We start from the raw sequence: 23840 nt of genomic DNA, 5'->3' as shown, positions 1-23840 counted from the left end.
TCCTTCCTAGTGGTTGAGTAATATTTTAATAATTTAAGACTACATTTGGTTTCCAAATAACTGTGCAAACATAGCTTCTGCTTGTTGGTTTGCTCTCATAACAGCAGATTCCATCGCCGTAAACTGCTTCCAGTAACGCTCTTCCACTTGTTGTAAACGACGTTCAAAGTTCGTAATTCTATCATTAATGTTATTTAAATTACGTCCAAGGGTAAACTGGTGATTTTGAGTCAACCCGCGACTACCGCCTGCTCGTTCTGCAATAGATTTCATCGCACCATCAAGCGTATCACGCATCCGACGAACAATCCCTTGTTCACTTCTAGTAGGTCCATCAGCCGCAAAAATTGCTTGAATAGCATCAGGATCCTGTTCAATAGCCTTTCTTAGCCTTTCCTCATTTATCTCTAACTTTCCTCGGTCCATAAAATCTCTGGAAGTTGTAATGCCTAAAGCCGATAATTGTTTGAAATTCGTATCTAATGAGGAGTTAATTACACCATAAATATCTACACGCAAACGGTCCATAGCATTAGAGATAATCGAATCATTTCGAATCATCCCGCTTCTCGCACGTTCTTCCCAACGCTCAATTTCTTTGTCGCTCATAGCCTCTTTTTGGTCATCAGTTAAAGGTCGATAATCACGATACCTTTCTTCCTTTAACATACCGTTTATACTATCTAAAAGTTCATTATAATCATCTACAAATTTCTTGATGTTATCAAACACTTTATCCACATCAGTATTAACATTTAATGAAACTGGATTCGCATCATTTACATCAAATGTATCCTTCAATGTTATCGTCACACCATCAATAGTAAAGCTATTTGAACGTCTTTCTGTTGCAAGTCCATTAATTGTAAATTGGGCGTTTTCAGCCTTACCTACATCTTCCTCCATATCACTATTTAAACCTAAAATTCTAGTGAAGAAGGTTCCCTCAAATAACATTTGCGCCTGGTATACCGTACCGTCGGTAGTTCCATTTGATATACCTGTTTCTTTTCTCGTAACTGTTACTCTATCAGCAAACTCATCATAAAAACCACTTACACCCACATTTGAGCGACTTACTTGATTCATAACCTGGTTAATCGTTTGTCCACTTTGAATAATAAAATTATCCTTCACTTGCTCTCCAGATGTACTATAAGTTGTTATGCTAGAAGTAGTATAGTTTTGAGTATACGAGACATTTATTGTTCCAGTAACTGGTCGACTAAAAGTAAGCTTACCTGTAGCAAAATCTACTAATACTTTGCCGTCTGCTAAATCTTCCGGCTTCGTAACAACGTCATAACCCGAAACCGTGATATCATTTGCAATAGATCCCTTCGCGAGTCTCACTTCCGTTCTCGGAGTAGGTGAGTTTAAGACCTCTGTTTTTCTATCCGCAAAATAATCAACAGTTACATTTGCACGATTTGCCAAAGGCTTGCTAAACTCTAATCTTGCACCAGTTTCTCCAAATTCTACTTTCACCTGGTTTTCAGCTGGGTCTCCTTCTGTTATTACTTCATATAATTTTCCACTGACCTTAACAACCATATCTTTTTCAGATTTAGGGGCTAGCTTTGTACCATTTGCTATTTCAAAAGCTCTTTGATTATCCGTTGCTGTCATAGTTGCTCTTTCCACCACCCCTTGTTTCCACTCAAAAGATCCATCATCTAATTTAAAACCTAAATCATGAATTGCTTTGTTTCCATCTACTTTTTGAATTGCTGATTTAGATATTTCTTTTTCACTAAAGTTAGAAGCAGCAGTAGCTAACTGCTTCACTTCTGAAATTCGATACGTAGTATTCCCTGCATTCGCTGTTGCTGTTGCTGTTACTTTTGCACTATTTGAACTTGTAACTGTCTTCGCTTGTAAGTTAGCACGAGTCAAGACAAAGTTATCTACTATACTATTTCGAAAAGTATTAAGCTTTCTATTTACATCACGATATGACTCCATTTGCCACTCAACCGTTTGGCGTTGTTGGAGCATTTTATCAACTGGCATACGTTCAGCACGCATTAAATCAGTGACAATTTGGTTTAAATCCATTCCCGTTGCAAAGCCAGCCATTCTCATTCTGCTCACCTCATATATAAATCAGAACTATTCTATTAATTGTATCGGTAAAAAAAATATAATGTTTAGATTGGCATTAAAAAAGAGCAAAAAGAAAGTTCCTTTTGCCCTACTTTTCTATGTTCCTTTTATACTCGCTCATCAATAATTAATCCAACATGTTGTAACATCGCAGCCACCATATCCAAAAATTGCTCTGGTGGTACCTCACGGACAACATCATCCGTTTCCTTGTCAACTACTTGTACGTAGATACGATCAAGCTTCTCATGGATATTAAACTTCAATGATGTTAAGTTAGATTCAAGAAACTTGTTCATGCCTTCAACTTGTTTATCAAGCTCTTCCCTAGAAATTTTAGCTTTATTTTTCCTAGCATGTTCATTAATTTTTTCGGTAACAGACATTGTATCTCTAAATTGCTCAATTTCTTTTCTGTCTAATGATGTATTCTCCGCTTTAGGATTACTTTTACTAGAATAAGTACCGCCACCCGAACCCACTAAAGATTTTATCTCCATACCCTCGCCCCCTAATTTAATACTTTAATTAATATATCGGATTTTCTACATATATCTTCATAGAAATTTATACTATTCTGAAAATAGCCATTTGTAACTATCCATCCGTTAGGTTTATCAGTTCAAGGCATGTACTGATTTAAAATCTCAAGGTTTTAATGGATATCGATATTCAGTAGTTCCGTGAAAAGTTTCTTTATGTATTCGTAGAAATCCACACCGTTACTTTTGGCGGTTTCTGCGATCCCCAAACAGAAGGCATTCGCCTTTGCGAGGGCATTTTCCGAAGACTGGTGATGTCTCAACCCAGTTAAGGAATTCTTCATTATTGGCTTAGAGTATTTTTATCGTTTTTTTTCTACGCTTACTCGGAGACAAATCTTTAAATTTCCTTTCGAGACGATATAATTGATCACAATAATTCACACCGACTTGGCCATTATTGTTGTCTGCTTTCAACCAATATCGACGAACATGCGCCCACCAATTTGCGAAGGTAACTCCGCCATTTTTATCATTGGCAGAGTTACCAGCACAAATGATCATCCTAGTATAACCTTCTATGAAACTACCAAGAACAGAGCGCGCTCGTGATAGGGAGCTTTTAGACAGAATCATCGTTTGTCCTTGACTTGGCATACTATGCTATACCCATTAGCGTTAGAATGACCTGACTTTCCATCAGAACGACGGATATTTTTGAATAAGTTTCGTCGACATATAAGACAGATTTAAACATCATCATGGCTTTATTTGGTCGTAACTCTTCAATGACCAATCATGTGCAGAACCAATGACCCAGTTAGATAGGTTTTTATCATTTGTATTTAGTCCGTAACGTTCCCATTCATTGACCTGACTGCAAAGTGGTAAGTATAGCGCAAATTTATCATGAATGACTTTGGCAAATACACTAGGACTTGTGATATTACTTTGAATAACTGACTGTGGCGCTCTTCCATGAATTACTTGTGCCGGCTGAGATGACTCGCTTATAAAAGATTTACATTCATAAGCATGTTCGACATGCTGTACTTTCTTCATATTTGCAGGAATAAAGATGCTTTTTCACGAGCTATGTAACGACTAACTTCAATCATTTTCCTTTGATAACAATCACAGACGGGGTTTTCTGGGTGATGGTAAACTTCTTCTTCCTCTACATCATCACGCTAGGAGTCATTTCTTTTTTTCTTTTGAATTTTAAAAACAACAGTATAAGAATTCGTCTGTTGGCTTTGTTCTTCTGTATGCTCAGAAAAACTAAATGATGGATCATCCTCAAATAATGACAGTTGCCCATCGGGCGAATTATATATAGGTTTCTCTGTTTTAAATCCATAAAAAAGCTTAGTTAAACGCTGAATTAGTGTGGTTAATCCGTCAATGCCTTTTCGCATATCAGTCTTCTCACAAATGATATATATATTTTTCACCACTAGTGTTGCATAAATATTGTTGGAATTTTCAGTTTTAATGTTTTCTCTGCTTAGAGCCAAAAAAGGAAATACCTAACCAAAGGTGGTTCCATCCATTTGGATTTTTTTTACAATTGAGCATAAGTAACGACGACAATTTGTTTATTAAGGGACTGCTTTTCCTTCAATTTTTCGAATCCAGATATACGCTGGTTTCCATAGCGCAGCCCTTAAATAACGGCTAATTTGTAAGGTTTTTCGCTTGCTATTCGTTTCGATTTGAACGAGAACATGCAGGCAAAAAACAATCAGTGCAATAAACACTTGATTTTGAATCGCCCATTCGCTGTGACCATAGAACTTTTTAATGTTGAGATGCTGTTTTATCCATTTGAAAAACAGTTCAATTGCCCAGCGTGATTTATACATCTCAGAAATCTCTTCAGCACTCAAATCAAAACGGTTAGTGATTAAATGAAGCTCATTTCCTTTTGAATCCTTCACTTTTAATAGGCGAAAGTAATTTTCACTACGGTTTTGAGTTGTACCAATCAATACCATTTGATCTGATAATACTGCTGAACCTTCTGGTAGTTTAAATTCATAAACTTCGCGTACGACCGCATTTTTACGTAGTCTTGAAAGAAAAAAGTAGCCATCATCCGTCATGCGATCAAATCGCTCGTAATCAAGGTAACCACGGTCAAACACATACATGCATTCTTTGTTATCAATCATCACTTCAAGTTGACCACGATCGTGTTCTTTTGCCGTTGTAATAACAGCTTTTTCAGGATAGGAAAGTCCATTTTCCATAAACACAAGACGCAAATGCACCTTAACTCCCGCTTTTGTTTTGCGGAACTTAGCCCATTTATGATGGGTCAAATTAAGTGGCAATGTGCTTGAATCAATGATTTTTAACGGCATAATCAGTTTTGTAGGGTGTGTTTTGACATGAATTTGTGCTACTAGATCTAAGAAAAGCTTTTGAAATAAGTCAGGATTCATATTATTTAATCGCCGTGATAGCTGAGAGATACTGATAGAATCTAGGTTAACTTCTTTTTGCAGCTTGTCATCAAAAAGACTATCGCCCAGTGCATGAAGACTTTCGATTTCTTGAAGTTGTGCAAAAAGAAGTAATTTTAGAAATGATTCGGTCGTTAACTTTTTTGTATAGTAATCTAATTTCAACGTTTTCACGTTTTCTTCAAATAATTGAAGGTTAATGGGTGAAAACCATTGTCCAAATGAAGTTTTTCGTGTAATCTTGTCCATAGTGTGAGTCCTTTTTTAGTGGATTTGGACGGGTTACCACCTGACTTATCCATTATAAAGGACTTTTTCTGTGCGTAAAATGAGATTATTGAAGATTTTGAGTCTTTTTAATATTTGAAATTAATTAATGCAACACTAGTGATTTTTCACGTTTCAATAATTGTGTTTCATAGATGTTTCAACTCCCTCATTATGGCTTGGATGGTACGCTCATCTACGCGTGGGAGATGGAGATTTCAGCGTTTGCTGTTTTAATCATGCAAGTGCTCATTGAAAGTGTTGTAGGAGGCGTAGATTTGCCGAGATTTTTGATTTCAAGTTGAAGTGTAATGGTGACAATTGTTAATTTTTTGTGGCATAAGAAAAGCACCTCCTTTATATGATTCATGTATCGTCCAGGAGGTGCTGCCTCTTTATATGCGTTGTTAGAAGTAGGGCTTACCCTTATTGTTTCTACTAGAATACCAAAAATCTAATCTATAGCCTATCTTACTATTAAGTACGGTAACTTCGTAATTTTCAACAAAAAATAAGTTAGCATAGAAGATTACACGTAGCCTACTAATGTTGAAAATTAATATTCAATACTTAATTAAGAAACTTCCATCAAGGCTATGAAACAGCCGAGAAGAGATAATCCGGTTGGATTCACAATCCCTGAAAATCACCGGAACAATTTATGGAATTAGACAATAAAAACAGAACTGAAACGCACAATATAGATTTTCTCTTATTGAAGTAGCGAAAGTGGACCAAAAGAGAAGGCTCCCTGGCAAACGTTGTGGTGTATAATTTTCCCATTTTTTCTCTTTAGATTGGGTTAAGCCGCATTGGTTTTAACCATTTGTCGCCTTAATATTTTTTTCATAGTCTTTCGAAGCTCTTTATTCCATAAGAAATAGGCTTAAAAACTTTTGCTAAATTATTTACATCCTCAATATAACCTTTACTATATGGATACATAAAGGAGGATTGTAGTATCTCCAATTTCCAACGTTTATATGTTTAAATAACTCTTCAAAATCTTGATTCTCTAATTTTTCAACTTTCTTAAACCAATATCTATTCCTTTTTTAATTTTCGAAAAAAAATTGAGCTCTCTCTTAAATGGTGGCTAAAAGTTGAAGATTTGGTATTTGTCAGTTACTGTGAATCACCATTCTCAAGTTACCTAGGAAAACTGTTACTAGAAAAAACACATTCTAAATCTATAACTTCTCTTGACATATTGCTTTCTAATAGTATATTAGAGTACATTTTTAAATTAAATATCAAAACTAATTCTTAAAGTTCTCATTTTGCCATTCCTCTAATTTAGGAATGATTTCATAACTAAGTATATCCGTTAAAAGTATTTCATCGTTATTTTCAATCGCTTCAGCCATCTCGTTTAATCCTTCGTTAAAAACTTCAATATTTATTTTAAACTGTTGCTTGTCTAAAGTTAGTTCAATAGCTTTTGTTACCCAATCTAAACCTTCTACTATTTGTGGCAACAGGGAAAATGCCTCTTCTCTTTGTCCATTTTCCAATTTATTACTAAAACCTTTAATCCCACTTATCAGTTTAGTATTATATTCACGTAGTGATTCTAAGGTTTCTACCATCAGCTTTTCTTCACTCATTATCTTTCCTCCTAGTCCTCGTACATTTCTCCCATCCAAGGTGTGTCAATTGTATCAACTACTCCGGTACGAAGAATTTTCAATCCTCTTTCATACTCTTTTATCGTCATTTTTAGTAGTTCTTTTATTTGCAATGTTTTACTTAATACATATTGATAAAACACTTCAAATTCTTTAATTTCCTTTACAACTGTATTACTTTGTACAAACTGAACTAACTGCACGATTAAAGGTTGAATTATTTGCTTAAAAGTTAATGAATGCTCAAATAAATCATGTAAATTGGTCATTGTGCTCTCAAATGTTCGAATTGCCTTCTTTAGTTTAACTTTTTCAATTTCCTTGTTCATAATCCTATCTATCATCGTTAGATTACTCTCGATTTTATCAAGTTTACTTTCAACTTCTTTTAAAGTTTTAAGCTCCTCATTTAAAAATTTTGTAGCAATTTTCCTATTACTTTGGTTACCCGTTTCACAATTTATTTTAATGGATTCCATAAAAGACTTCTTGGGTTCACTCTCCTTCAGATACTTTTCAATGGCTTCTTTAAAAGACATATGAATTGCTCCGTCTATATAAGCTCCACCTTCGGTTGCATTAATATAAGTAAAGGAGCCATCTATTTGTATAACACTTTCAAACCATCTTCTAAACATATCCCAAATAGGGGTAGTTTTAACAACGTTATCTTGATTATAACTCGTTACAAATATAGTTTCCTGTCCATTATTATCCGATTCCGTGTTATTTTCTGCATAAGTACCTCGAGCGTGAGTAAATCCAGTTTCACCATATGCTAAGTCTTGTCCTAATAAAATTATCGGATCACATTTTAATGCTTTGGCTGTAGCAAAACTTACATGAGCACAACTTTGACCAATATCCAAATTATTTAATGACGGAATACTCTCTCCCAAACTTCTATCAAATGTCGTACCTGTTCGACTATAAATCACTTTAACTCCTGGGTACTCTTGCAAAATCTTCGGATATACTACCATATTAGCAAGCAATGCAGTATTTTCATGAAACACTTCAGATTTACCTTTATATAATATATTATATACTTTCTTCGGCCTTTCAATAATAGAAATGCCATCAGCTACTATCCCATTATCTAACAGCTTTTCATATATTGTATCCGCACAAAAAATTAATGCTTTATCCTGTACTTCCCTCAACATGTCAATATTCTTTTCTAAAGAGGGACCAGCTGCTACACAGATAGCAGGATATCCTTTATATAATTTTTCTAAATTGAAAATATTAGGAGAGTCTAATATATGCTCCATATTAGAAAAAGTGTGATTAATCCCTAGAAGTGTGTCTTCAACACTATTCCCCACACCTTTTAGTTGGGCAACTACCGTATTTTTCATTTCATAAATTATTTCTTTTAGAGAGGTTTGGTCGTATACCTTTAAGCCATATGGCAAAAACACCATTTCTGGAGATTTAGTTAAAAAATACATCATACTTCCTTTTAAAACTTTTAGTTGATACTTTATATTCTCTAAATTGCCCCCTGCCAAAAAGACATAGTTAGAAGACAGTACTTCTTCTAAATCATTATATTCTAATGCCATTTTTAATATATTAAGGTTTGGTTCTAGAATTAGTACTTTTGTCCCTTTAGCCTTACGAGCAATAATTTCTTTTACTTCATAACCCATACCTAGTCCAATACACATAATTACACTAGAATCAAAATCTACAGGTTCTAATAGCTTTTTAATGTTACTTTTTGGGTCGTACTTACTATTACTATAAATTTCTCTATTATCAAGAGTACTGACTTTTAATACCCATTCTCCATTTTTTGCTCGAATGGGTTGCACCCCGTCACTACTTGCATCTCTCACAATTAAGTCAAATAGAGGCTTATTTTTTTCTTGTAATAATTGATAATTTTTTTCCATAATTACCACCTTAAATGTATAACTAGTATTAGAGACCCTAGCATAGCTAGAGTCTCTAATACGATATTATTTATCCAAGTAACTGTAATACTGATTGTGGTTGTTGGTTTGCTTGAGCAAGCATAGATTGAGATGCCTGTGAAAGAATGTTGTTTTTAGTCATTTCCATTACTTCACGAGCCATATCAACGTCACGGATACGCGATTCAGCAGCTTGTAAATTTTCAGAAGCGTTATTTAAGTTAGAAATCGTGTGCTCTAAACGATTTTGAATCGCACCTAGGTTAGAACGTTCTCCTGATACTTTCTCAATCGCATTGTTAATTGTCGTTATTGCCGCAGATGCACTTTCATGTGTTGAAACATCTAATGCTGCTTCTGCTTTAATATCATTTGTACCATTCGTTACATTATTATCTTTAGAGAATCCTTGTTGACCTGCATTACCTGTAATACCTAATGCAGAAGCTCTCATGTCATTAATATTTAAATTAATTGACTGACCAGTATTTGCTCCAATTTGGAACTTAGCGGTAAACCCTGAACCTTGTGCTCCAGGTCCAACTATCTGCTGTACATTTCCTAGTTCAGCATTTGTATCAAGTCCCGTGTTATCTTTAATACTATCTGAAATCTTTGTAATCTCAATGTCTTTTCCTGTCTCTGAGATTAACTGTATTTCATTATCTTTAGATAGTGAAGCAGTTACTTTTCCATCCAATCCAGCATTTTGAAGAGCTGCATTTAAATCTTTAATGAATTCTGCACGCATCGCATCTTGTTGTAATTCATAATCATCACTAGAAGTGTCCACAGTATATGTTTTTTCTTGATTGAACTTAATGTCTACTGCATTCTCACCTTCAATTTTAATCGTCATGCCATCGCCTTTTTTAACTGTGAAAGTGCCTGTCATGTCAAAGGATCCAGTTGCTTGTAAACCATGTTTTTGAATAGTAGTTGGATCACCCGTTTGCTTTCCTACACCATTTAAAGTAGCTGCATCTCCAAAACCAAAAAGTCCTGCAACTGAATCTTCATCAGCACCGCCAACTGTTACTGTAATTGAAGCATTGGCACCTTCTGCCTTAGAAGTCATTTCAAGCTGGTTACTACTGTTGAATTTTATATCAACAACATCTGATAACTTAGTACCACCAGACGTTACATTCTTTAAATCTGCCAAAAATTTATCTTGATCTAATGCATCAAACCCCGCATTGAAATTCCCATTTTCATCAGCTTCTCCGTAAGATTCAAATAGCTCATTTAAACTAAATGTTGTATCTCCTACTTTAATTGACCCCGTAGCTGAAATGGCAGTAGCACCAGTTGTTGCTGAAATTGTTCCTCCAGCTGTAAGTGTAAATGCTGTAGTTAAAGCATCCCCTGCTGAATCTACTCCACCAAACTTAGCTGCAGTAGCAGGTGTAATAACATCATTTCCTTTGGAGTCCATTCCACCGTTAAGGATTTTTTGCGTATTGAACTCAGTTGTATTACCAATACGGTTAATTTCAGAAGTTAACTGATTCATTTCTTTTTGGATCTCTTCACGGTCTACTTCTACGTTTGTATCATTTGAAGCTTGAACAGCAAGCTCGCGCATACGTTGTAGAATGTTATGTGTCTCCTGTAGTGCACCCTCAGCTGTTTGGATCATTGAGATACCATCTTGAGAGTTACGGCTTGCTTGGTCTAAACCACGGATTTGCGCTCTCATTTTTTCAGAGATAGCTAGACCCGCAGCATCATCACCTGCACGGTTGATACGAAGACCTGAAGCTAGTTTCTCCATTGAGTTTGCAGCTGCACCTTGGTTAGCGCCCATCTGACGATACGTGTTTAACGCTGGGATATTATTGTTAATAATCATAATAAAATTCCTCCTTGAATTTTGTTCTGCCCACATCCTTGTGGTTAGAATTATTATTTAAGCAATATGTACTACGTCGGCCGTCCATAGTAACATTCTGCCTTACACTATTATTATCGTCATATTTTAGTGAGAGTTTAGTAGTATTTTAGATTTTTTAGAAAAAAAAGTGTAGGGAGGAATTTGAATTATGAATGCTGAGTTATTAGTTTTGAATTAGCGAAAGTAATTGCGAGCCTTGACCTAATATTTCATCACTCGGAACACATAATTTAGGATTAGATTATGCACTTTCTCTTCCATAACAGCCTCTCCATTTTTTGAAAGTAAAAATAGAAAAAGCAGACATCACTACATTCATGATAGTCTGCTTTCTTAAGAAGGTTGTTGGCATTCTAAATTACTAAAATAGGACAACTCCCACATCACCTCTGCAAAAATCTGTCCTGTATTTCTATATTTTCTATTGTTGCGCCTGCACAAGCCGATTAATTTCTCGAGTTTGTAGTGCGCTCTCTTTGAAAAGAAGGGTAACATCAGAATCTAATAGTCTTTGAGTTTGTCCAGCTCGCTAACATCTTCCTTCACTTCTATTTCAAACCGGTCTAATCGTTTATTTGTTTCAGCAACCATTGTAATTAATTGTGTAAGTAAATCCTCATGTCGAGTAAACCTCTCATCCATCTTCTTTTCAAGATTCTTTACTACCTCAATTACCTCTTTACTCATGATTTCCAACTCCCATTCACAATTTTCACGTGGCAAGAGCAACGATCGTCTGTTCTTACTTTATAGTAAATAACTGTTTATGAGAAGAGTTTTTACTATGTTTTATTACTTATTGTCTGAGGGAGTAGAACCTAGGAACTTCTTAAGTGAATCTACGGAAGCTGTAGCAGCTTTATTGTTTTCTTCCTGTATCGCTAAGAAAATTTCTTTTCGATGGATGTCCACATTCTTTGGGGCTTTAATTCCTAGCTTCACTTGGTCTCCTTCAATCGCGAGTACCATTAGTTCAATATCATCACCGATTTGGATAGATTCCTTTAGCTTTCTCGTAAGTACTAGCATCTATTTGCCCTCCCCTACTTTAGTAGCCTCTTGGGGCATTAGTATATGCTTTGTTTGATAACCACTATCACTCATCACCTGTTGCTTACCTTTTTGCGTTTTCAAATTGATAACTACCGGCGCTTGTAAATTGGCTGTCGACTGGGCAAATGGGTCTTTCACTGTCACCATTACAAAAATTGCCACGTCTTCTTCCTTTTCCACTTGTATTTGATCAATTGTTGCATCAGAAAGCTTTACCTTATAATCACTATAAAACCCAAACGGGTTCACAATGATAAACGCTACTTCGACATCATTCACAGACTGTAATGTAAAAAATGCTGATTCATCTTCACTGAAAGGAAGAACTATAAATTCCTTTTCTTCTTCAAAGGCAGGAAGTCCTTTTTCAAACTGAATCACTCTACTTTCACTTACCTCTACTTCTCCAACATACTTTGTCTGTACTTTCATTTCATTCACCACGATTCTTAATAATTATTTGCTTCGTTAATTTTTGTTTCAATTGTTTGGTACCATTTAATTAATATTTCGACATGTCTAGGGATACGTCCAAATATCTTTTCAGCTAAGTCTTCATTGTATGTATGTGATGTTAAGTTTCTATCATCAACCATTTCTAACGCTTTAATCGTCTCTTCTGAAGTAAACATACCAGCTTCTCGACAAGCTCTTATAATTCCTTTCGGAGTCGCAATATCAACTCCTTCAATATCTCGCAAATATTGCTTGCCAAGTTTCCACATTGCTTCAAAGGTATATTCAAACCGTTGAATTGTTGCATCTCTTTCTATAATGGAAGGTTCTTTAATGTTTGTAACTTCCACCAGAGTCTGTAATGCTCTTTTCGCTAATCTCTTCCTTTGATTTAAACGTTCCAACGAATCCCCTCCTCTACTACCTTATTTTTAAAATCAATATTTGTATCATCTAAATTAACAACTTCAATCCTATACGGAATAGTTGATTCTTCAAATGCTTCTCTAATAGTAGATATGACACCTTTTGAGGAAGGGTTTACTAGTTCAATCGCAATATCAATATCAGAACTATTACGCTCTCTATGCCTTGCCCATGAACCGAACAAATATACTTTAGCAGTTACACCTTGTAGGTGATATCTTACTATTTCTTTAATCTGTTTAAGAATCTCTTCTCGATGTTTTTCTGAATTCAACTCACTCACAACCTCTTATTAACTACTTTTCCTTATTATAGCATTCTCATTCAAGATTCATAAATCATCACTCTTAATTGCTTAAGAAAAGCGCGTTAAACGTCTTTCTTATAAGCAATTTGCGGAGCCACTACTGTATTTTGAGATTAACAACAAGCGGGTTTCTTGCTGTAGACAGTGCGCGGAGCCATTACCATCTTTGAATTTTCTTACAATGGTTTGTACTTATTAAAATAGCTCCAGAGTTCACCCCTGAAGCTATAATCCCCTATTCACATTTAATCCAACTGCTTGAATATTTATCGAATTCTTTTGCCTAATATATACATCCGTTTGCCATTTCTCCATATTTATCGATGGTGGATTAACACTCACATTTATAGAAGGCATGCTAAGACTAACATTAAAGCTTAGCTCCGATGGTTGAAAGTTAATTTTTACTTTGTCAGCAGATTTCGGAGTCCAACCCATTCCAAACTCATGACGAATTAACTCACTATTTGCCGAAGCAATTCTTGGAATATCCCCACCACCGTTTTCAATTTTCATCAGTTGGTCACCCTGCTGAGAGGCTTTTGCTAGGTATTGCATAAGAGATTGCTTTGATTTTTGAAAGAATTCGTCAGCTCGTCGCAGTGGTCCTTTAACATCTGCATCTGCAAATGCTTCATTTTGGTCAATATGTAATTGAGAGGCTCTTCTACTTATTTGTATATTATCAATATGATTTTGCCTAATTTGTAAATCTGCATTTCTCTGTTGAATTTGCACATGTGGTTCTTGTTTTTTCATTCCAATATGAGCGTGTGTAGAATTAATTTGTAGGTAGGGTGCTTGCATTAGTATTCCCCCTTTTTAAGAGCAATTATGGATTATGGATTATGAATTATGAGTTGCGAATTAAATACTGAAAGCTAAACATTAATCAACTAACCCCTAACAAACTTTCCCACTCCATATACCAAAAGAGCCGGACCTTTAGTTGGTCTGGCCCCTTGGGTAGGTGTTATGTTATCTTAAAAAGTCCATCAACGTTGGTTGAATGATTCTTGCTCCTACTGCTAGCGCTGCTCTATGAACACTTTCTTGGGTTGTTAAATCGATAATGACTTTTTCCATGTCTGCATCTTCATTGTCTGAAAGTATACGTCTTGAGACAACTTCTTGCTCCCAAACTCGGTTTTGTATCATATCAACACGATTTACTCTTGCACCAAGTTCTGCACGTTCTGAAACGACATCATCTGTAAATCCACTTAGTACATCAAGAAATTTAGTAATATCCTCAGACTGCTTAGTAGGATCTTCAAGGGTATTGGCAATAGCATCGAGGTTTGCGAACATATGAGCTGAAAATACATTTTGAGGACGAATGTTAACTGCCATTTCAATCCCCTTCATTACTTCTATTTTTACATCATGGTTATTAGTAGAAACAGCTTTCCTGTTTGATATAATTATGTTTTCTTCTTTAAAATCCCCAGTCTCACCGTCAGGATCATTATAGGTGAATGTCAACGGTTCATCGCTAACTGTAATTGTTTTATTACCACTTTGATATACATTTTCCCCAACATACCTAAACTCTTTCCCTTGATATGATAATGCATAATCACTTCTATCATCAAAATTATAATTTTCTAGTTTAATCGTAACGCCATCAAGATTAACTGGTGGATTTGTTGTATTAGTACCGTTAAAGATATACTTATCATTAGCCTTAGTATTTGCTAGAGATGCGATATGGTCATTTATTTGCCTTATCTCCTTTGCTATATTCGCTCGTTGGGTTGGTTCGTACGTATCATTTGAGGCTTGAACCACAAGTTCACGAATTCGGTGAATTGCCTGATTAACCTTATCCAGTGCAGAATCAGCATTGTCCATCCATGTATTTACTTCAGATAAATTGCGTTTAAATTGCTCAACTTCTGTTACTTCTGTTCGATAACGCATCCCTTTCATAGCAATTACCGGGTCTTGGTGAGCACGTGTAATCTTCTTACCACTTGCTAATTGATCTTGAATACGGCCTAAATTTTCATATCCTTGACTTATATGACGTAAAGTATTGTTTGCTAACATTGTTTGTGTAACTCTCATTTATTTTCACCTACCTATTTATCTACCAACAAGACCCATACCATTAATTATACGATCTAGCATTTCGTCTACTAACGTAATACCTCTTGCAGCAGCATTATATGCGTGTTGATACTTAATCATATTAGTCATCTCTTCATCTAAGGATACATTACTTACAGAATCACGCCGAAACTGAACACTTCCTCTTAAAATATCTGAATTCCCCTTTAATCGAAGTGCTTCTGAAGTATCAACTGCCATGTCCCCAATAACACTACGGTAAAAACTTTGAATATTTGCATTGCTACCTTTAATAGAAAAGATAGTATCTTTCATATTAGCCATTAACAAAGCATTGCTACCATCTCCAGCAAATGCTTCTCCATTTTTATTTGACGCTACCGCTATATAATCCGTTGAATTATGAATGTCTAATGAAACTCCAATTCTGGCAGCGAATCCAACCTTATCACTTTGATTTTCACTAAATATAAGTTTACCAGATTGATCATGGTTAACATTACCTAAGTCACGGAAAAAGGATGTTCCACTATCATCTTCTTTTCCGTTTTTTATATCCACTAAGTTCCATCCTTTTTCGTGCAATTTGTTAAATTCAGTAGCGAACACATACGCCATTTCATCTAAGTTACTCAACATTTCTGGATAGATACCTTTTGCTGTACCATCACTCGCCTGGTAACCATAAGCCTCCATCATACCTTTTAATTTTCCAGATGAAGGAAACTGGTCAAGACTACTCCAACTTATACCAGCTGTTTCGGTTATATAATTATCCTTATCTAATTGCCCAAGTTGAATTGAACTCATTAATTTATTAGTGCCTTCTCCTGTAAAGGACAGCTTTAAACCTTGAACTGCTTCATAATCAGCCCCATTAATAAGTACAGCATTTTCAATTGCATTTCCTGCACTATCAGCCAACCAAATTGTCATTTTACCTTCTGCTACTGGATTAGGATTACCACTACTCTTAACAAAATCAGTTTTAATATTTAAATACTGTGAAAGTTGATCAACTAATCTATCTCGCTCATCATATAAATCATTCGTTACATAGCCATGTGGTTCTGAATCTCCAATTTGGCGATTCACGTTATTTATTTGTCTAATAAGAGAGTTAATATCTCGCTCTGTTTGACTAACTTCTGTTTCATAGTCTTTACGAATTGCCGATAACGAATCATGAGCATAACGAAAAGTTTCGGCAACAGCAATTCCTCTTTGGCGAACTACAGCACGTGCACCCGCGTCTTCAGGCTGTACTGCTAAGTCCTGCAAAGATTGCCAGAAACGATCAATCGTGTTAGCGAGCCCCTGTTCTGATGGTTCATTCATAACGTCTTCCATTTTTTGAAGAGCTTCAAAACGTGCATCCCAATAACCAAACTTTTGATTCTCATTTCGATACTGAACATCTAAAAATTGGTCCCTCATTCTTTGAATTGAGCCCGCTTCAACTCCAGTTCCTAAGTGTCCTGGTATCCTAGGTCGATTCATCGCCGCAGCTGGGTAAGGCTCAGTTTGATTGAAATTTACCCTCTGCCTTGAATACCCCTCTGTATTCGCATTGGCAATATTATGTCCAGTTGTATGCAAAGCAGCCTGTTGCGCCATCATTCCACGACGAGCTGTTTCTAATCCATGAAAAGTTGATTGCATTTGAATATCCTCCGTCTCTCCGTTATGCTTTTGAATCAAACAACGACCGCCCCGTATTCTCTTCATAGCTTGTTTTCGTTGGTCGCTTGTAATTTACTTCCTCTGGTTCAGGTGCGATTAAATCGAGGGAAAGGTTGACAAACCGTAACGAGTCTTCTATTAATTGTTGATTTAATTCGTTTCGTTTTCTTAATCTATCTATTTCTGATAAGAGGGCCTTTTGTAGTTTTCCTAGGAGTACTTGTTCTGTACTCGGTACGAGCTCTACCAAATTCCCCATCGTTACGCCTTCTGTTACCAATCCCTCATTGGCTAAGTATTGATTCACAACAAAAAGACGGTCTTCTTCAAGCTTTCGTAACTTTTTTACATATGCCGTCTCTTGCTTTAGTAACTTATCGAGAGACGGCATATCACTATTTTTAATTGCTTCTGTTTTCTCTACTGCTAGCTGGTTAAATGTTTGATGCAGTTTTATCAAATCCGCCATTACATCCATAATTGCCTTCGTCGACATACCGTCACCTCGTTTCTATTCATTCCAAAACTCATAGAATTTTTTTGCTACAGCGTGAGGATCAACTTTATATTCACCACTTTGAACCTTTTCTTTTAACGCTTCTACTTTTTCCTGTCTTGCTACTTCAGCTTTAGTAACTTGTTGCATTTCCTGGGCAGTCTTTGATATTTCAACTTTGTCTCTTTTTTGCTTAACCTCAGAAATCGCTTCTTGCCTCTCGATTTGCTTCCGATAAGGATTATTATTCATCGGTCCTAATGGATTAATTTTCAACTATCTCACCCCGCTTTTGATTAATTATGAATTATGAATTATGAATTATGAGTTCGTAATTAAGGAATTACTTAATTAACTTTGCAATTTGTAATTTGCAATTCTATATTGCTTTTCTATTTATATCGGTACTTATAAAAAAATGTTTACTTTTTTGTTAATCAATCATCTAGATACTCATTTAGGGATTTGTAGGTTCCTTGTCTGTTTGCGATTCTATCTTTCTCTTTCTCTCTAGCTATGTTACGTGCTTGTACTTGCTTACCTGTGTCATATTGCTTTAAGTCTTGGCTTATTTGTTGTTGACAAGAACTACATAATCGTCCTTCACGTATCATTGTTCCACATGAATCACATGGATATCCTAAATTCGGAAAATGAGATAATTTCAGCCTACCCTCTTTTATAAAACGATAAATTTGTTCCTCAGGCACCTCTGTCTTGCTACATACCTCCTCCATAGAAGCCATCCTGTTTTCCTTTTTCCGTATGAATCCATATACCTTTTCAAAATTTGCATCTAATTCTTTCTGGCACTTTTCACAAATATTTCGAAACGCTTTGATAAATAAGCCTCCACATTGTGGACAGTTTTCTAAGTTTGGCATGGTGGTTCCCCCTATCACTTATAGTATATTATATCTTGTTTTGGAAGTTTATTTAAATTATGAATTCTGGGTTATGAGTTATGAATTATTGATGGTTAATGGTTAATTGTTAGTTGTTAATGGGTAATTAACTTCTTTATCCCCTTGCGATTGTTAGAGATGATACTGATTTGGCTTCGTTGGTTAGTAGTTCTTTTGCTGCATGGCGGATGGTTGCTCCTGTTGTGTATATGTCATCTATAATTAGTATATCGGCAGATTGGGTTTGTTGTTTAAAATTAGGGTCAAATTTAAATATAGGGGATTTTGATTCGAGTCGCTCTATTCTGTTTTTTTTACTTTGCTTTTCTTCATTTGTAACTTTAATTAAAGCTAGAATTGGTTTTCTGAGTAGTTCTGCAATGAGTTCTGCTTGGTTAAATGCCCGTTCATATTTCCTTTCGCCACTTAATGGTATGGGAACAAGGAGATGTTTGGGGAATTCCTTTTGAAAGACTTTTTGTAGAGGCTGTTGAAAAATTTTTACAAGCTCAGCGTCACTTCTAAATTTGAATCTAGCCATAATCTCTTTCAAAAACGAGTTATAGCTGTATATCGAACGGTTTTTCAACAACACCCCACGCCAATATTCATCTTGCTCCCAACGGGCACAGTCATAGCATTCATTTTCAAATCGAAAAGAAGAATCTAATAATGCAAATGGTCTTCCACAAATAGAGCAAATTTCTCCATTAATCTCATCTAACTCATTACTACATTTCAAACATAAACAACCTTCTTTCTGCATTCCAAATGCATTAAGCCATCCTACTTGAAAAGTTAGTGGAGTATCACATAATAAACAGTTCGCGCTCATTGTTTACCCTCCTCCTTATTCATCGCCTCAATATGATTTTTCGCTGCAATCATTGCCTTTGTTTTCCCGAAATGAAAAAAGCGTACATCACCACTCGGAAAAGAAGCACTTCTACCAACACGTCCAGCCATTTGCACTAACGCACTTTCTGTAAATACAGGTTCATCACTCCCAAATACAGCTACATCAATATTTGCTACAGTCACTCCTCTTTCCAAAATTGTTGTTGTAACAAGTACGAGCGTTTCTCCATTTCTAAACTTCTCCACCTTTTCATGACGGTTTGGATCCTCAGCATGAACTCCATCCACACGAGAAGTGATTTTTTCGATTAGATTCGTCACTTGTTCCAACATATCCACAGTTGGTACAAATATAAATAACTGTTTGTTTATTTCAACTCGCTCTTTTATCCACAAATCAATAACAAGAGGTAGCTTATTCTTCTTTAATTTCTTTTGCCAATTGCCACACCATTCAAATGTTGGTACAGGAAGGTTATAACCGTGATATCGTCTGGGGATTTTTACAACTGGAAGGTCTTTTTTAGTTATGCGATTTTGCATTTCTATTGAAGGAGTTGCAGTTAAGTAGATAATTGAGGCATGTTCTTTCTTTGCTTGATTCACTGCAAATACAAGGCTACGGTCGGCGGAATAAGGAAAAGCATCTACCTCATCAATTATGAGAACATCGAAGGTTTGATACAAGCGGAGAAGTTGGTGAGTCGTTGAGATGAGAAGCTTCCCTTGGGCACTTTTATCTTCACTTCCACCATAAAGAGAGGATACTTCTACTCTCGGAAAGGCTTGCTTTAAACGAGGAGTTAGTTCTTTCACAACATCTGTCCTTGGTGTAGCTATACATACACGCTTCCCATTCTTGAGAGCATAATTGATTCCTTCAAACAGCACTTCCGTTTTTCCGGCTCCACATACGGCCCAAACAAGTAACTCTGACTCATTATCAATTGCATTTACAATATGCTTTGAAGCCTGTTCTTGCCCTTTTGAGAGTGTTCCTTTCCATTGAAGGGGGTTGTCTAAAGGATTATATTCAACAAGTGGACCTATCCAATGAACTAGCGGTGTGCACTGACTAACTCGTCCTAGCATGAGACAATGACGGCAATAAACACATTGCTTTTCACAACGAGCACATAAAAAGCTAGCAAATAATCTCTGCTCCTCATTACCACAGCGCACGCAACTATATTGGTTGTTTTTATTGGTAATGCCCTTTGAATACTTCGCGTACCCGTTCTCATAATGCTCTTGTAAGATATTGATTTGAAAAGGTATATCGTCGAGAAGGAGTCGCCTACCTGATAAAATGCTTTGTAATTCAGTAGAATACTTAAAGGAAGAGTTTAACTCAGGGGAATGAAACGAAGGAAGCTTACTAATTGCCTCTACATGGAGATGAGGAATTCTTTTATCCACAAGCTGCTCAGGACAAATCAACATTAAATCATCTTTTTCATACAATACAAACCTCAAAGTTTTATCACCTCTTGAAATAATTGTTAATAACTAATCTTACCCACAATTTTATCCACACTATCCACAGAAACACCCGTTTGTAATGTGTATAACTTTGACCATAAACATAATTTCGACAAAACCCCACAAATATAACTTTTAGATTGTTGAAAATTGAAATACAATCGGAAATTTGTTGAATAAGTTATCCACAGAAAAGGAGGTAGTTAATTATGAATTATGGGTTATGAGTTATAAATTAAGACCCGAAAAACCATATTTACTATATCTTTTGCTCTTCAAATTCATCATTCATAACTCAGATTTTATATCTCTCTCGCTCTTCCAATTCATAACTCATAATTCAGAATTAATAATTAAAAAAGAGAGTATATCCAACTTCTTGTTGAACATGCTCTCATGATGTATATATTATTGATTGCACCAGCTGATTCCGATGCTTCCTTGTCCAAGATGCGTCCCGATAACAGGACCAAAATAACTAATTTGAATATCAACGTCGTTACCATACTTAGTATGTAATTCGGCTATAATTTCTTCAGCCTTGTCTTTTCTGTTTCCGTGTATAACCGTTATGACTGATGGTGGTTTGTCTTTTTGCATATCTTCATCAAGCATACCTAGTATTCGACTAAGTGCTTTTTTCTCTGTTCTTACTTTTTCAAAAGGAACAATTACTTTCTTTTCAAAGTTGAGAACAGGCTTTATTTTTAACAAACTACCGACAAATAGCTGTGCCGTATTTAGTCTTCCACCGCGATGTAAGTGATTTAAGTCATCCACCATAAAGTAAGCTCTTACATTAATTCTCATGGCATCCAGATGAACTAAAATTTCATCAACCGCTCTTTCTTCTTCTATCAACTTTGCAGCCGCGTAAACGTAGTATCCTTGAGGAGAACAACTGACTTCTGAATCAAAACAATGCACATCAATTCCCTCAACCATACTAGCTGCACTCACCGCTGTTTGGAATGTACCACTGATACCGCTAGATAAATGAATTGATATAACAGCATCATAGCCTTCCTTTGCTAATGACTCATACATTTCAACAAAAGCACCAATTGCTGGCTGCGTTGTTGTTGACAGCTTGTCTGTTGTTTTCATTTTTTCATAAAATTGCTCAGTCGAAATATCAACTTCTTCTTTAAATGCCTCTTCCCCAAAAACAACACTAAGAGGAACGACTTTCACCTCAAGCTTGTCTATCTCATCAACAGAAAGGTAAGCCGTACTATCCGTCACAATCGCAATCCTACTCACAAGAAAAGCCCCTTCCTTTTATAATTATGAATTATGAGTTATTAGTTATGAATTGGTTTTAATTCATAATTCAGCACCCATAACTCATAATTCCTTTTATCTCACCATCACCCAACCATTTTTTATCGACTCTACTACTGCTTGGGTACGGTCGTTTACGTTCATTTTTTGGAGGATGTTACTTACATGGTTTTTTACGGTTTTTTCACTGATAAATAATGCTTCACCAATCATTCGATTGCTATAGCCGTCTGTCATTAATTGAAGAACTTCACACTCACGACGAGTAAGGATATGAAGTGGTTTACGATATTCTACTTCTCTAAAACCAATTTCTCCATTTTGAGTTTCATCTTCATTCGCAAGACGACGGTATTCATTAATTAAGTTGTGAGTAACTTTCGGATGAATATATGCTCCACCAGAACCGACAACTTTTACCGCCTCAATTAGTGAGTCTGCATCCATTTCTTTTAATAAATAACCTGAAGCTCCAGTTTTTAACACATGAGTTACATACGTCTCATCGTCATGGATTGATAATATTAAAACCTTTACATTTGGGTACGCTTTTATTAATTCACGAGTTGCCTCTACACCATTTACTTTCGGCATATTAATATCCATTAGGACGACATCTGGTTGATGCTCTTCAACAAGCCCCATTGCCTGTGAACCATCTTCCCCTTCAGCTACAACTTCAAGTCCTGGCTCCATTGCCAAAATACGCTTAACACCTTCTCTAAATAGCTGATGATCGTCTATAATTACAATTCTGATTGTTGTTTCTTGCTGTTCATTCATACTATTTCACCTCTCCTATTCAAAGCTTTTTTATTTATTACATCGTCTATTATAGTTAACATTCATTAGGATTTACTGAATTGGAACTCCGATAATGACTGTCGTTCCAACATTAATAGCCGATTCAAGTCTCATTTCTCCTTTTAGCATATTCACACGTTCTTTCATCCCCATAATGCCAAAAGAGCCTTCCTTTTTTTCATTCATATCAAAGCCTTTACCATCATCTTTTACTATAATAATGACTTTGGTCGGTTTGATTTCAATTTTCACATGAACCGTTTTCGGATTAGCATGTTTGTAGCAGTTTTGCACCGCTTCCTGGACTAACCGGAAGAGGGCAATTTCAAGCTCTTGACTTAAACGTCGCTCTTTTCCTAGATTCTTAAATGAAATCGTCATTTTTGTATGCTCTTCAAAATTTTTGAGATACTTAGATAATGTTGGAATTAGACCTAAGTCATCAAGTGCCATTGGTCGTAAATCGTAAATAATTCTCCTTACTTCAGCGAGGGAGGATTTTACCATTTTTCGCAAATCTCGAATCTCATTAAGTGCTTCATCTATCCCTTGATCCTGGTAAATTCTTTCAACTAACTCCGAGCGAAGTAGGACATTAGCCATCATTTGGGCTGGTCCATCATGAATTTCCCGGGACAATCGTTTACGTTCTTCCTCTTGTGCTTTTATAATTTTTAGACCAAATTCTTGTTTTTCTTTAGCATCCTCTAATGCCTCTGTCACTTGCTGTAAATCTCCAGATAAAAAGTTAAATACAACCGACATTTGTCCAGCTAAATTTTCAGCGCGCTCAATTGTATCTGAGATCGCCACCAACCTTCGTTCAATTTGGTCTCGACGGTCACGTAGTTGCTTTTCTTCTTGCTGAAGAACAGCTAATTGCACTTGATATTCATTCGCATGCTCATATGCTTGACGAACCTCTTCATTACTGAACTTAGCAAAGTGCTTACTTACCTCTGCAAGTCGATTACGTGCAAACCTGGCATGTAATTCTGTTTTGTCTGTTTTTTCAATGATCTCCGCTACTTTAATTCTTATATCTTGTAGCTCTTTTTGTAATCGCTGATGTTCTTGTCTAGATTGTTCACCAATTTCAAAAATCTGCTCTCTACTATTTCCGACAGTTTCAATTGTTTTATCAATAATTTTTTCTAACGCTTTATCTTTAACCAATCATGTGCACCAACCTTCTAGTTCATGCTGCAATTGACCCTCAATTATGAAGGAGCGTAGCATTTGC

24 protein-coding genes and 3 pseudogenes are annotated in these 23840 nt (G+C 35.9%); all 27 read right to left on the bottom strand.

What is annotated here, in order from left to right:
• Nucleotides 1–39 precede the first annotated feature (39 nt).
• The 27 genes and pseudogenes from fliD to CD003_RS16835 all read right to left on the bottom strand — a co-directional run bounded on the left by fliD (nucleotide 40) and on the right by CD003_RS16835 (nucleotide 23773).
• A complete protein-coding gene (gene fliD / locus CD003_RS16950; RefSeq protein WP_096202437.1) occupies nucleotides 40–2085 on the bottom strand; it encodes a flagellar filament capping protein FliD in 2046 nt (681 codons plus the stop codon).
• Between the two features lie 128 nt (nucleotides 2086–2213).
• Entirely contained in the window at nucleotides 2214–2606 is a 393-nt protein-coding gene (locus CD003_RS16945; protein WP_096202436.1) for a flagellar protein FlaG, read from the bottom strand.
• Between the two features lie 333 nt (nucleotides 2607–2939).
• Nucleotides 2940–3245 carry an IS66 family transposase gene (locus tag CD003_RS22390; RefSeq protein WP_257008372.1) on the bottom strand — a complete coding sequence of 102 codons (306 nt, stop codon included), beginning with the start codon at nucleotides 3243–3245 and terminating at the stop codon, nucleotides 2940–2942.
• Nucleotides 3246–3347: 102 nt separating this feature from the next.
• Nucleotides 3348–3650 (bottom strand): IS66 family transposase, encoded by a 303-nt coding sequence (locus tag CD003_RS22385; RefSeq protein WP_257008371.1) that lies wholly within the window; start codon nucleotides 3648–3650, stop codon nucleotides 3348–3350.
• 128 nt (nucleotides 3651–3778) lie between these two features.
• Complete coding sequence (locus CD003_RS16935) at nucleotides 3779–4006, bottom strand: hypothetical protein (RefSeq protein WP_179295603.1); 228 nt, start codon at nucleotides 4004–4006, stop codon at nucleotides 3779–3781.
• A 183-nt stretch (nucleotides 4007–4189) separates the two neighbouring features.
• Entirely contained in the window at nucleotides 4190–5305 is a 1116-nt protein-coding gene (locus CD003_RS16930; protein ID WP_096200279.1) for an IS4 family transposase, read from the bottom strand.
• Nucleotides 5306–6169: 864 nt separating this feature from the next.
• Nucleotides 6170–6298: pseudogene (locus CD003_RS21550) on the bottom strand (transposase); the annotation flags it as partial.
• 284 nt (nucleotides 6299–6582) lie between these two features.
• Nucleotides 6583–6930, bottom strand: a complete 348-nt coding sequence (locus CD003_RS16925) for a hypothetical protein (protein ID WP_096202434.1) — start codon at nucleotides 6928–6930, stop codon at nucleotides 6583–6585.
• Nucleotides 6931–6941: 11 nt separating this feature from the next.
• Nucleotides 6942–8852 (bottom strand): motility associated factor glycosyltransferase family protein, encoded by a 1911-nt coding sequence (locus tag CD003_RS16920; RefSeq protein ID WP_096202433.1) that lies wholly within the window; start codon nucleotides 8850–8852, stop codon nucleotides 6942–6944.
• Between the two features lie 70 nt (nucleotides 8853–8922).
• Nucleotides 8923–9384 (bottom strand): annotated as a pseudogene (locus tag CD003_RS22740) (flagellin); the annotation flags it as partial.
• A 990-nt stretch (nucleotides 9385–10374) separates the two neighbouring features.
• Nucleotides 10375–10683: pseudogene (locus tag CD003_RS22735) on the bottom strand (flagellin N-terminal helical domain-containing protein); the annotation flags it as partial.
• Nucleotides 10684–11271: 588 nt separating this feature from the next.
• A complete protein-coding gene (locus tag CD003_RS16910; protein ID WP_096202431.1) occupies nucleotides 11272–11457 on the bottom strand; it encodes a hypothetical protein in 186 nt (61 codons plus the stop codon).
• A gap of 105 nt (nucleotides 11458–11562) precedes the next feature.
• Nucleotides 11563–11799: a carbon storage regulator CsrA gene (csrA, locus tag CD003_RS16905; protein WP_096202430.1), complete on the bottom strand. Its 237-nt coding sequence runs from the start codon at nucleotides 11797–11799 to the stop codon at nucleotides 11563–11565.
• Nucleotides 11800–12255: a flagellar assembly protein FliW gene (gene fliW / locus CD003_RS16900; protein WP_096202429.1), complete on the bottom strand. Its 456-nt coding sequence runs from the start codon at nucleotides 12253–12255 to the stop codon at nucleotides 11800–11802.
• A 17-nt stretch (nucleotides 12256–12272) separates the two neighbouring features.
• Nucleotides 12273–12683 (bottom strand): HI0074 family nucleotidyltransferase substrate-binding subunit, encoded by a 411-nt coding sequence (locus CD003_RS16895; RefSeq protein ID WP_096202428.1) that lies wholly within the window; start codon nucleotides 12681–12683, stop codon nucleotides 12273–12275.
• On the bottom strand, nucleotides 12671–12979 hold the full coding sequence (locus tag CD003_RS16890) for a nucleotidyltransferase family protein (RefSeq protein ID WP_096202427.1): 309 nt from the start codon (nucleotides 12977–12979) through the stop codon (nucleotides 12671–12673). The genes CD003_RS16895 and CD003_RS16890 overlap by 13 nt, the downstream gene beginning before the upstream one ends.
• Nucleotides 12980–13237: 258 nt before the next feature.
• On the bottom strand, nucleotides 13238–13819 hold the full coding sequence (locus tag CD003_RS16885; protein WP_096202426.1) for a DUF6470 family protein: 582 nt from the start codon (nucleotides 13817–13819) through the stop codon (nucleotides 13238–13240).
• 171 nt (nucleotides 13820–13990) lie between these two features.
• Nucleotides 13991–15082 carry a flagellar hook-associated protein FlgL gene (flgL, locus tag CD003_RS16880; protein WP_096202425.1) on the bottom strand — a complete coding sequence of 364 codons (1092 nt, stop codon included), beginning with the start codon at nucleotides 15080–15082 and terminating at the stop codon, nucleotides 13991–13993.
• Between the two features lie 18 nt (nucleotides 15083–15100).
• Nucleotides 15101–16786 (bottom strand): flagellar hook-associated protein FlgK, encoded by a 1686-nt coding sequence (gene flgK, locus CD003_RS16875; protein ID WP_306453965.1) that lies wholly within the window; start codon nucleotides 16784–16786, stop codon nucleotides 15101–15103.
• Entirely contained in the window at nucleotides 16770–17264 is a 495-nt protein-coding gene (locus tag CD003_RS16870; RefSeq protein WP_096202424.1) for a flagellar protein FlgN, read from the bottom strand. Before CD003_RS16870 ends, flgK begins: the two co-directional genes overlap by 17 nt.
• Nucleotides 17265–17279: 15 nt before the next feature.
• Nucleotides 17280–17540: a flagellar biosynthesis anti-sigma factor FlgM gene (flgM, locus tag CD003_RS16865; RefSeq protein ID WP_096202423.1), complete on the bottom strand. Its 261-nt coding sequence runs from the start codon at nucleotides 17538–17540 to the stop codon at nucleotides 17280–17282.
• Nucleotides 17541–17701: 161 nt separating this feature from the next.
• Entirely contained in the window at nucleotides 17702–18148 is a 447-nt protein-coding gene (locus CD003_RS16860) for a TIGR03826 family flagellar region protein (protein WP_096202422.1), read from the bottom strand.
• A gap of 136 nt (nucleotides 18149–18284) precedes the next feature.
• Nucleotides 18285–19004 carry a ComF family protein gene (locus CD003_RS16855; RefSeq protein ID WP_096202421.1) on the bottom strand — a complete coding sequence of 240 codons (720 nt, stop codon included), beginning with the start codon at nucleotides 19002–19004 and terminating at the stop codon, nucleotides 18285–18287.
• Nucleotides 19001–20503, bottom strand: a complete 1503-nt coding sequence (locus tag CD003_RS16850) for a DEAD/DEAH box helicase (RefSeq protein WP_306453964.1) — start codon at nucleotides 20501–20503, stop codon at nucleotides 19001–19003. The genes CD003_RS16855 and CD003_RS16850 overlap by 4 nt, the downstream gene beginning before the upstream one ends.
• 414 nt (nucleotides 20504–20917) lie before the next feature.
• Nucleotides 20918–21772, bottom strand: coding sequence for a DegV family protein (locus tag CD003_RS16845; protein WP_096202420.1), 855 nt, complete (start codon nucleotides 21770–21772; stop codon nucleotides 20918–20920).
• A gap of 96 nt (nucleotides 21773–21868) precedes the next feature.
• Nucleotides 21869–22576, bottom strand: coding sequence for a response regulator transcription factor (locus CD003_RS16840; protein ID WP_096202419.1), 708 nt, complete (start codon nucleotides 22574–22576; stop codon nucleotides 21869–21871).
• A 72-nt stretch (nucleotides 22577–22648) separates the two neighbouring features.
• Nucleotides 22649–23773 carry a sensor histidine kinase gene (locus tag CD003_RS16835; protein ID WP_096202418.1) on the bottom strand — a complete coding sequence of 375 codons (1125 nt, stop codon included), beginning with the start codon at nucleotides 23771–23773 and terminating at the stop codon, nucleotides 22649–22651.
• Nucleotides 23774–23840: the final 67 nt, after the last annotated feature.

The organism is Bacillus sp. FJAT-45350 (genome assembly GCF_002335805.1).
Classification (GTDB): domain Bacteria; phylum Bacillota; class Bacilli; order Bacillales; family NISU01; genus FJAT-45350.
This window is presented reverse-complemented; position numbering and strand designations above follow the sequence as displayed.

Coding starts and splice junctions, on each gene's coding strand:
- CD003_RS22390 (WP_257008372.1), bottom strand. CDS start 3,245: ATGCCAAGTCAAGGACAAACGATGATTCTGTCTAAAAGCTCCCTATCA.
- CD003_RS16925 (WP_096202434.1), bottom strand. CDS start 6,930: ATGAGTGAAGAAAAGCTGATGGTAGAAACCTTAGAATCACTACGTGAA.
- csrA (WP_096202430.1), bottom strand. CDS start 11,799: ATGCTAGTACTTACGAGAAAGCTAAAGGAATCTATCCAAATCGGTGAT.
- CD003_RS16920 (WP_096202433.1), bottom strand. CDS start 8,852: ATGGAAAAAAATTATCAATTATTACAAGAAAAAAATAAGCCTCTATTT.
- CD003_RS16860 (WP_096202422.1), bottom strand. CDS start 18,148: ATGCCAAACTTAGAAAACTGTCCACAATGTGGAGGCTTATTTATCAAA.
- CD003_RS16885 (WP_096202426.1), bottom strand. CDS start 13,819: ATGCAAGCACCCTACCTACAAATTAATTCTACACACGCTCATATTGGA.
- CD003_RS16930 (WP_096200279.1), bottom strand. CDS start 5,305: ATGGACAAGATTACACGAAAAACTTCATTTGGACAATGGTTTTCACCC.
- CD003_RS16840 (WP_096202419.1), bottom strand. CDS start 22,576: ATGAATGAACAGCAAGAAACAACAATCAGAATTGTAATTATAGACGAT.
- CD003_RS16870 (WP_096202424.1), bottom strand. CDS start 17,264: ATGTCGACGAAGGCAATTATGGATGTAATGGCGGATTTGATAAAACTG.
- CD003_RS22385 (WP_257008371.1), bottom strand. CDS start 3,650: ATGAAGAAAGTACAGCATGTCGAACATGCTTATGAATGTAAATCTTTT.
- flgL (WP_096202425.1), bottom strand. CDS start 15,082: ATGAGAGTTACACAAACAATGTTAGCAAACAATACTTTACGTCATATA.
- CD003_RS16935 (WP_179295603.1), bottom strand. CDS start 4,006: ATGCGAAAAGGCATTGACGGATTAACCACACTAATTCAGCGTTTAACT.
- fliW (WP_096202429.1), bottom strand. CDS start 12,255: ATGAAAGTACAGACAAAGTATGTTGGAGAAGTAGAGGTAAGTGAAAGT.
- CD003_RS16910 (WP_096202431.1), bottom strand. CDS start 11,457: ATGAGTAAAGAGGTAATTGAGGTAGTAAAGAATCTTGAAAAGAAGATG.
- CD003_RS16945 (WP_096202436.1), bottom strand. CDS start 2,606: ATGGAGATAAAATCTTTAGTGGGTTCGGGTGGCGGTACTTATTCTAGT.
- CD003_RS16855 (WP_096202421.1), bottom strand. CDS start 19,004: ATGAGCGCGAACTGTTTATTATGTGATACTCCACTAACTTTTCAAGTA.
- fliD (WP_096202437.1), bottom strand. CDS start 2,085: ATGAGAATGGCTGGCTTTGCAACGGGAATGGATTTAAACCAAATTGTC.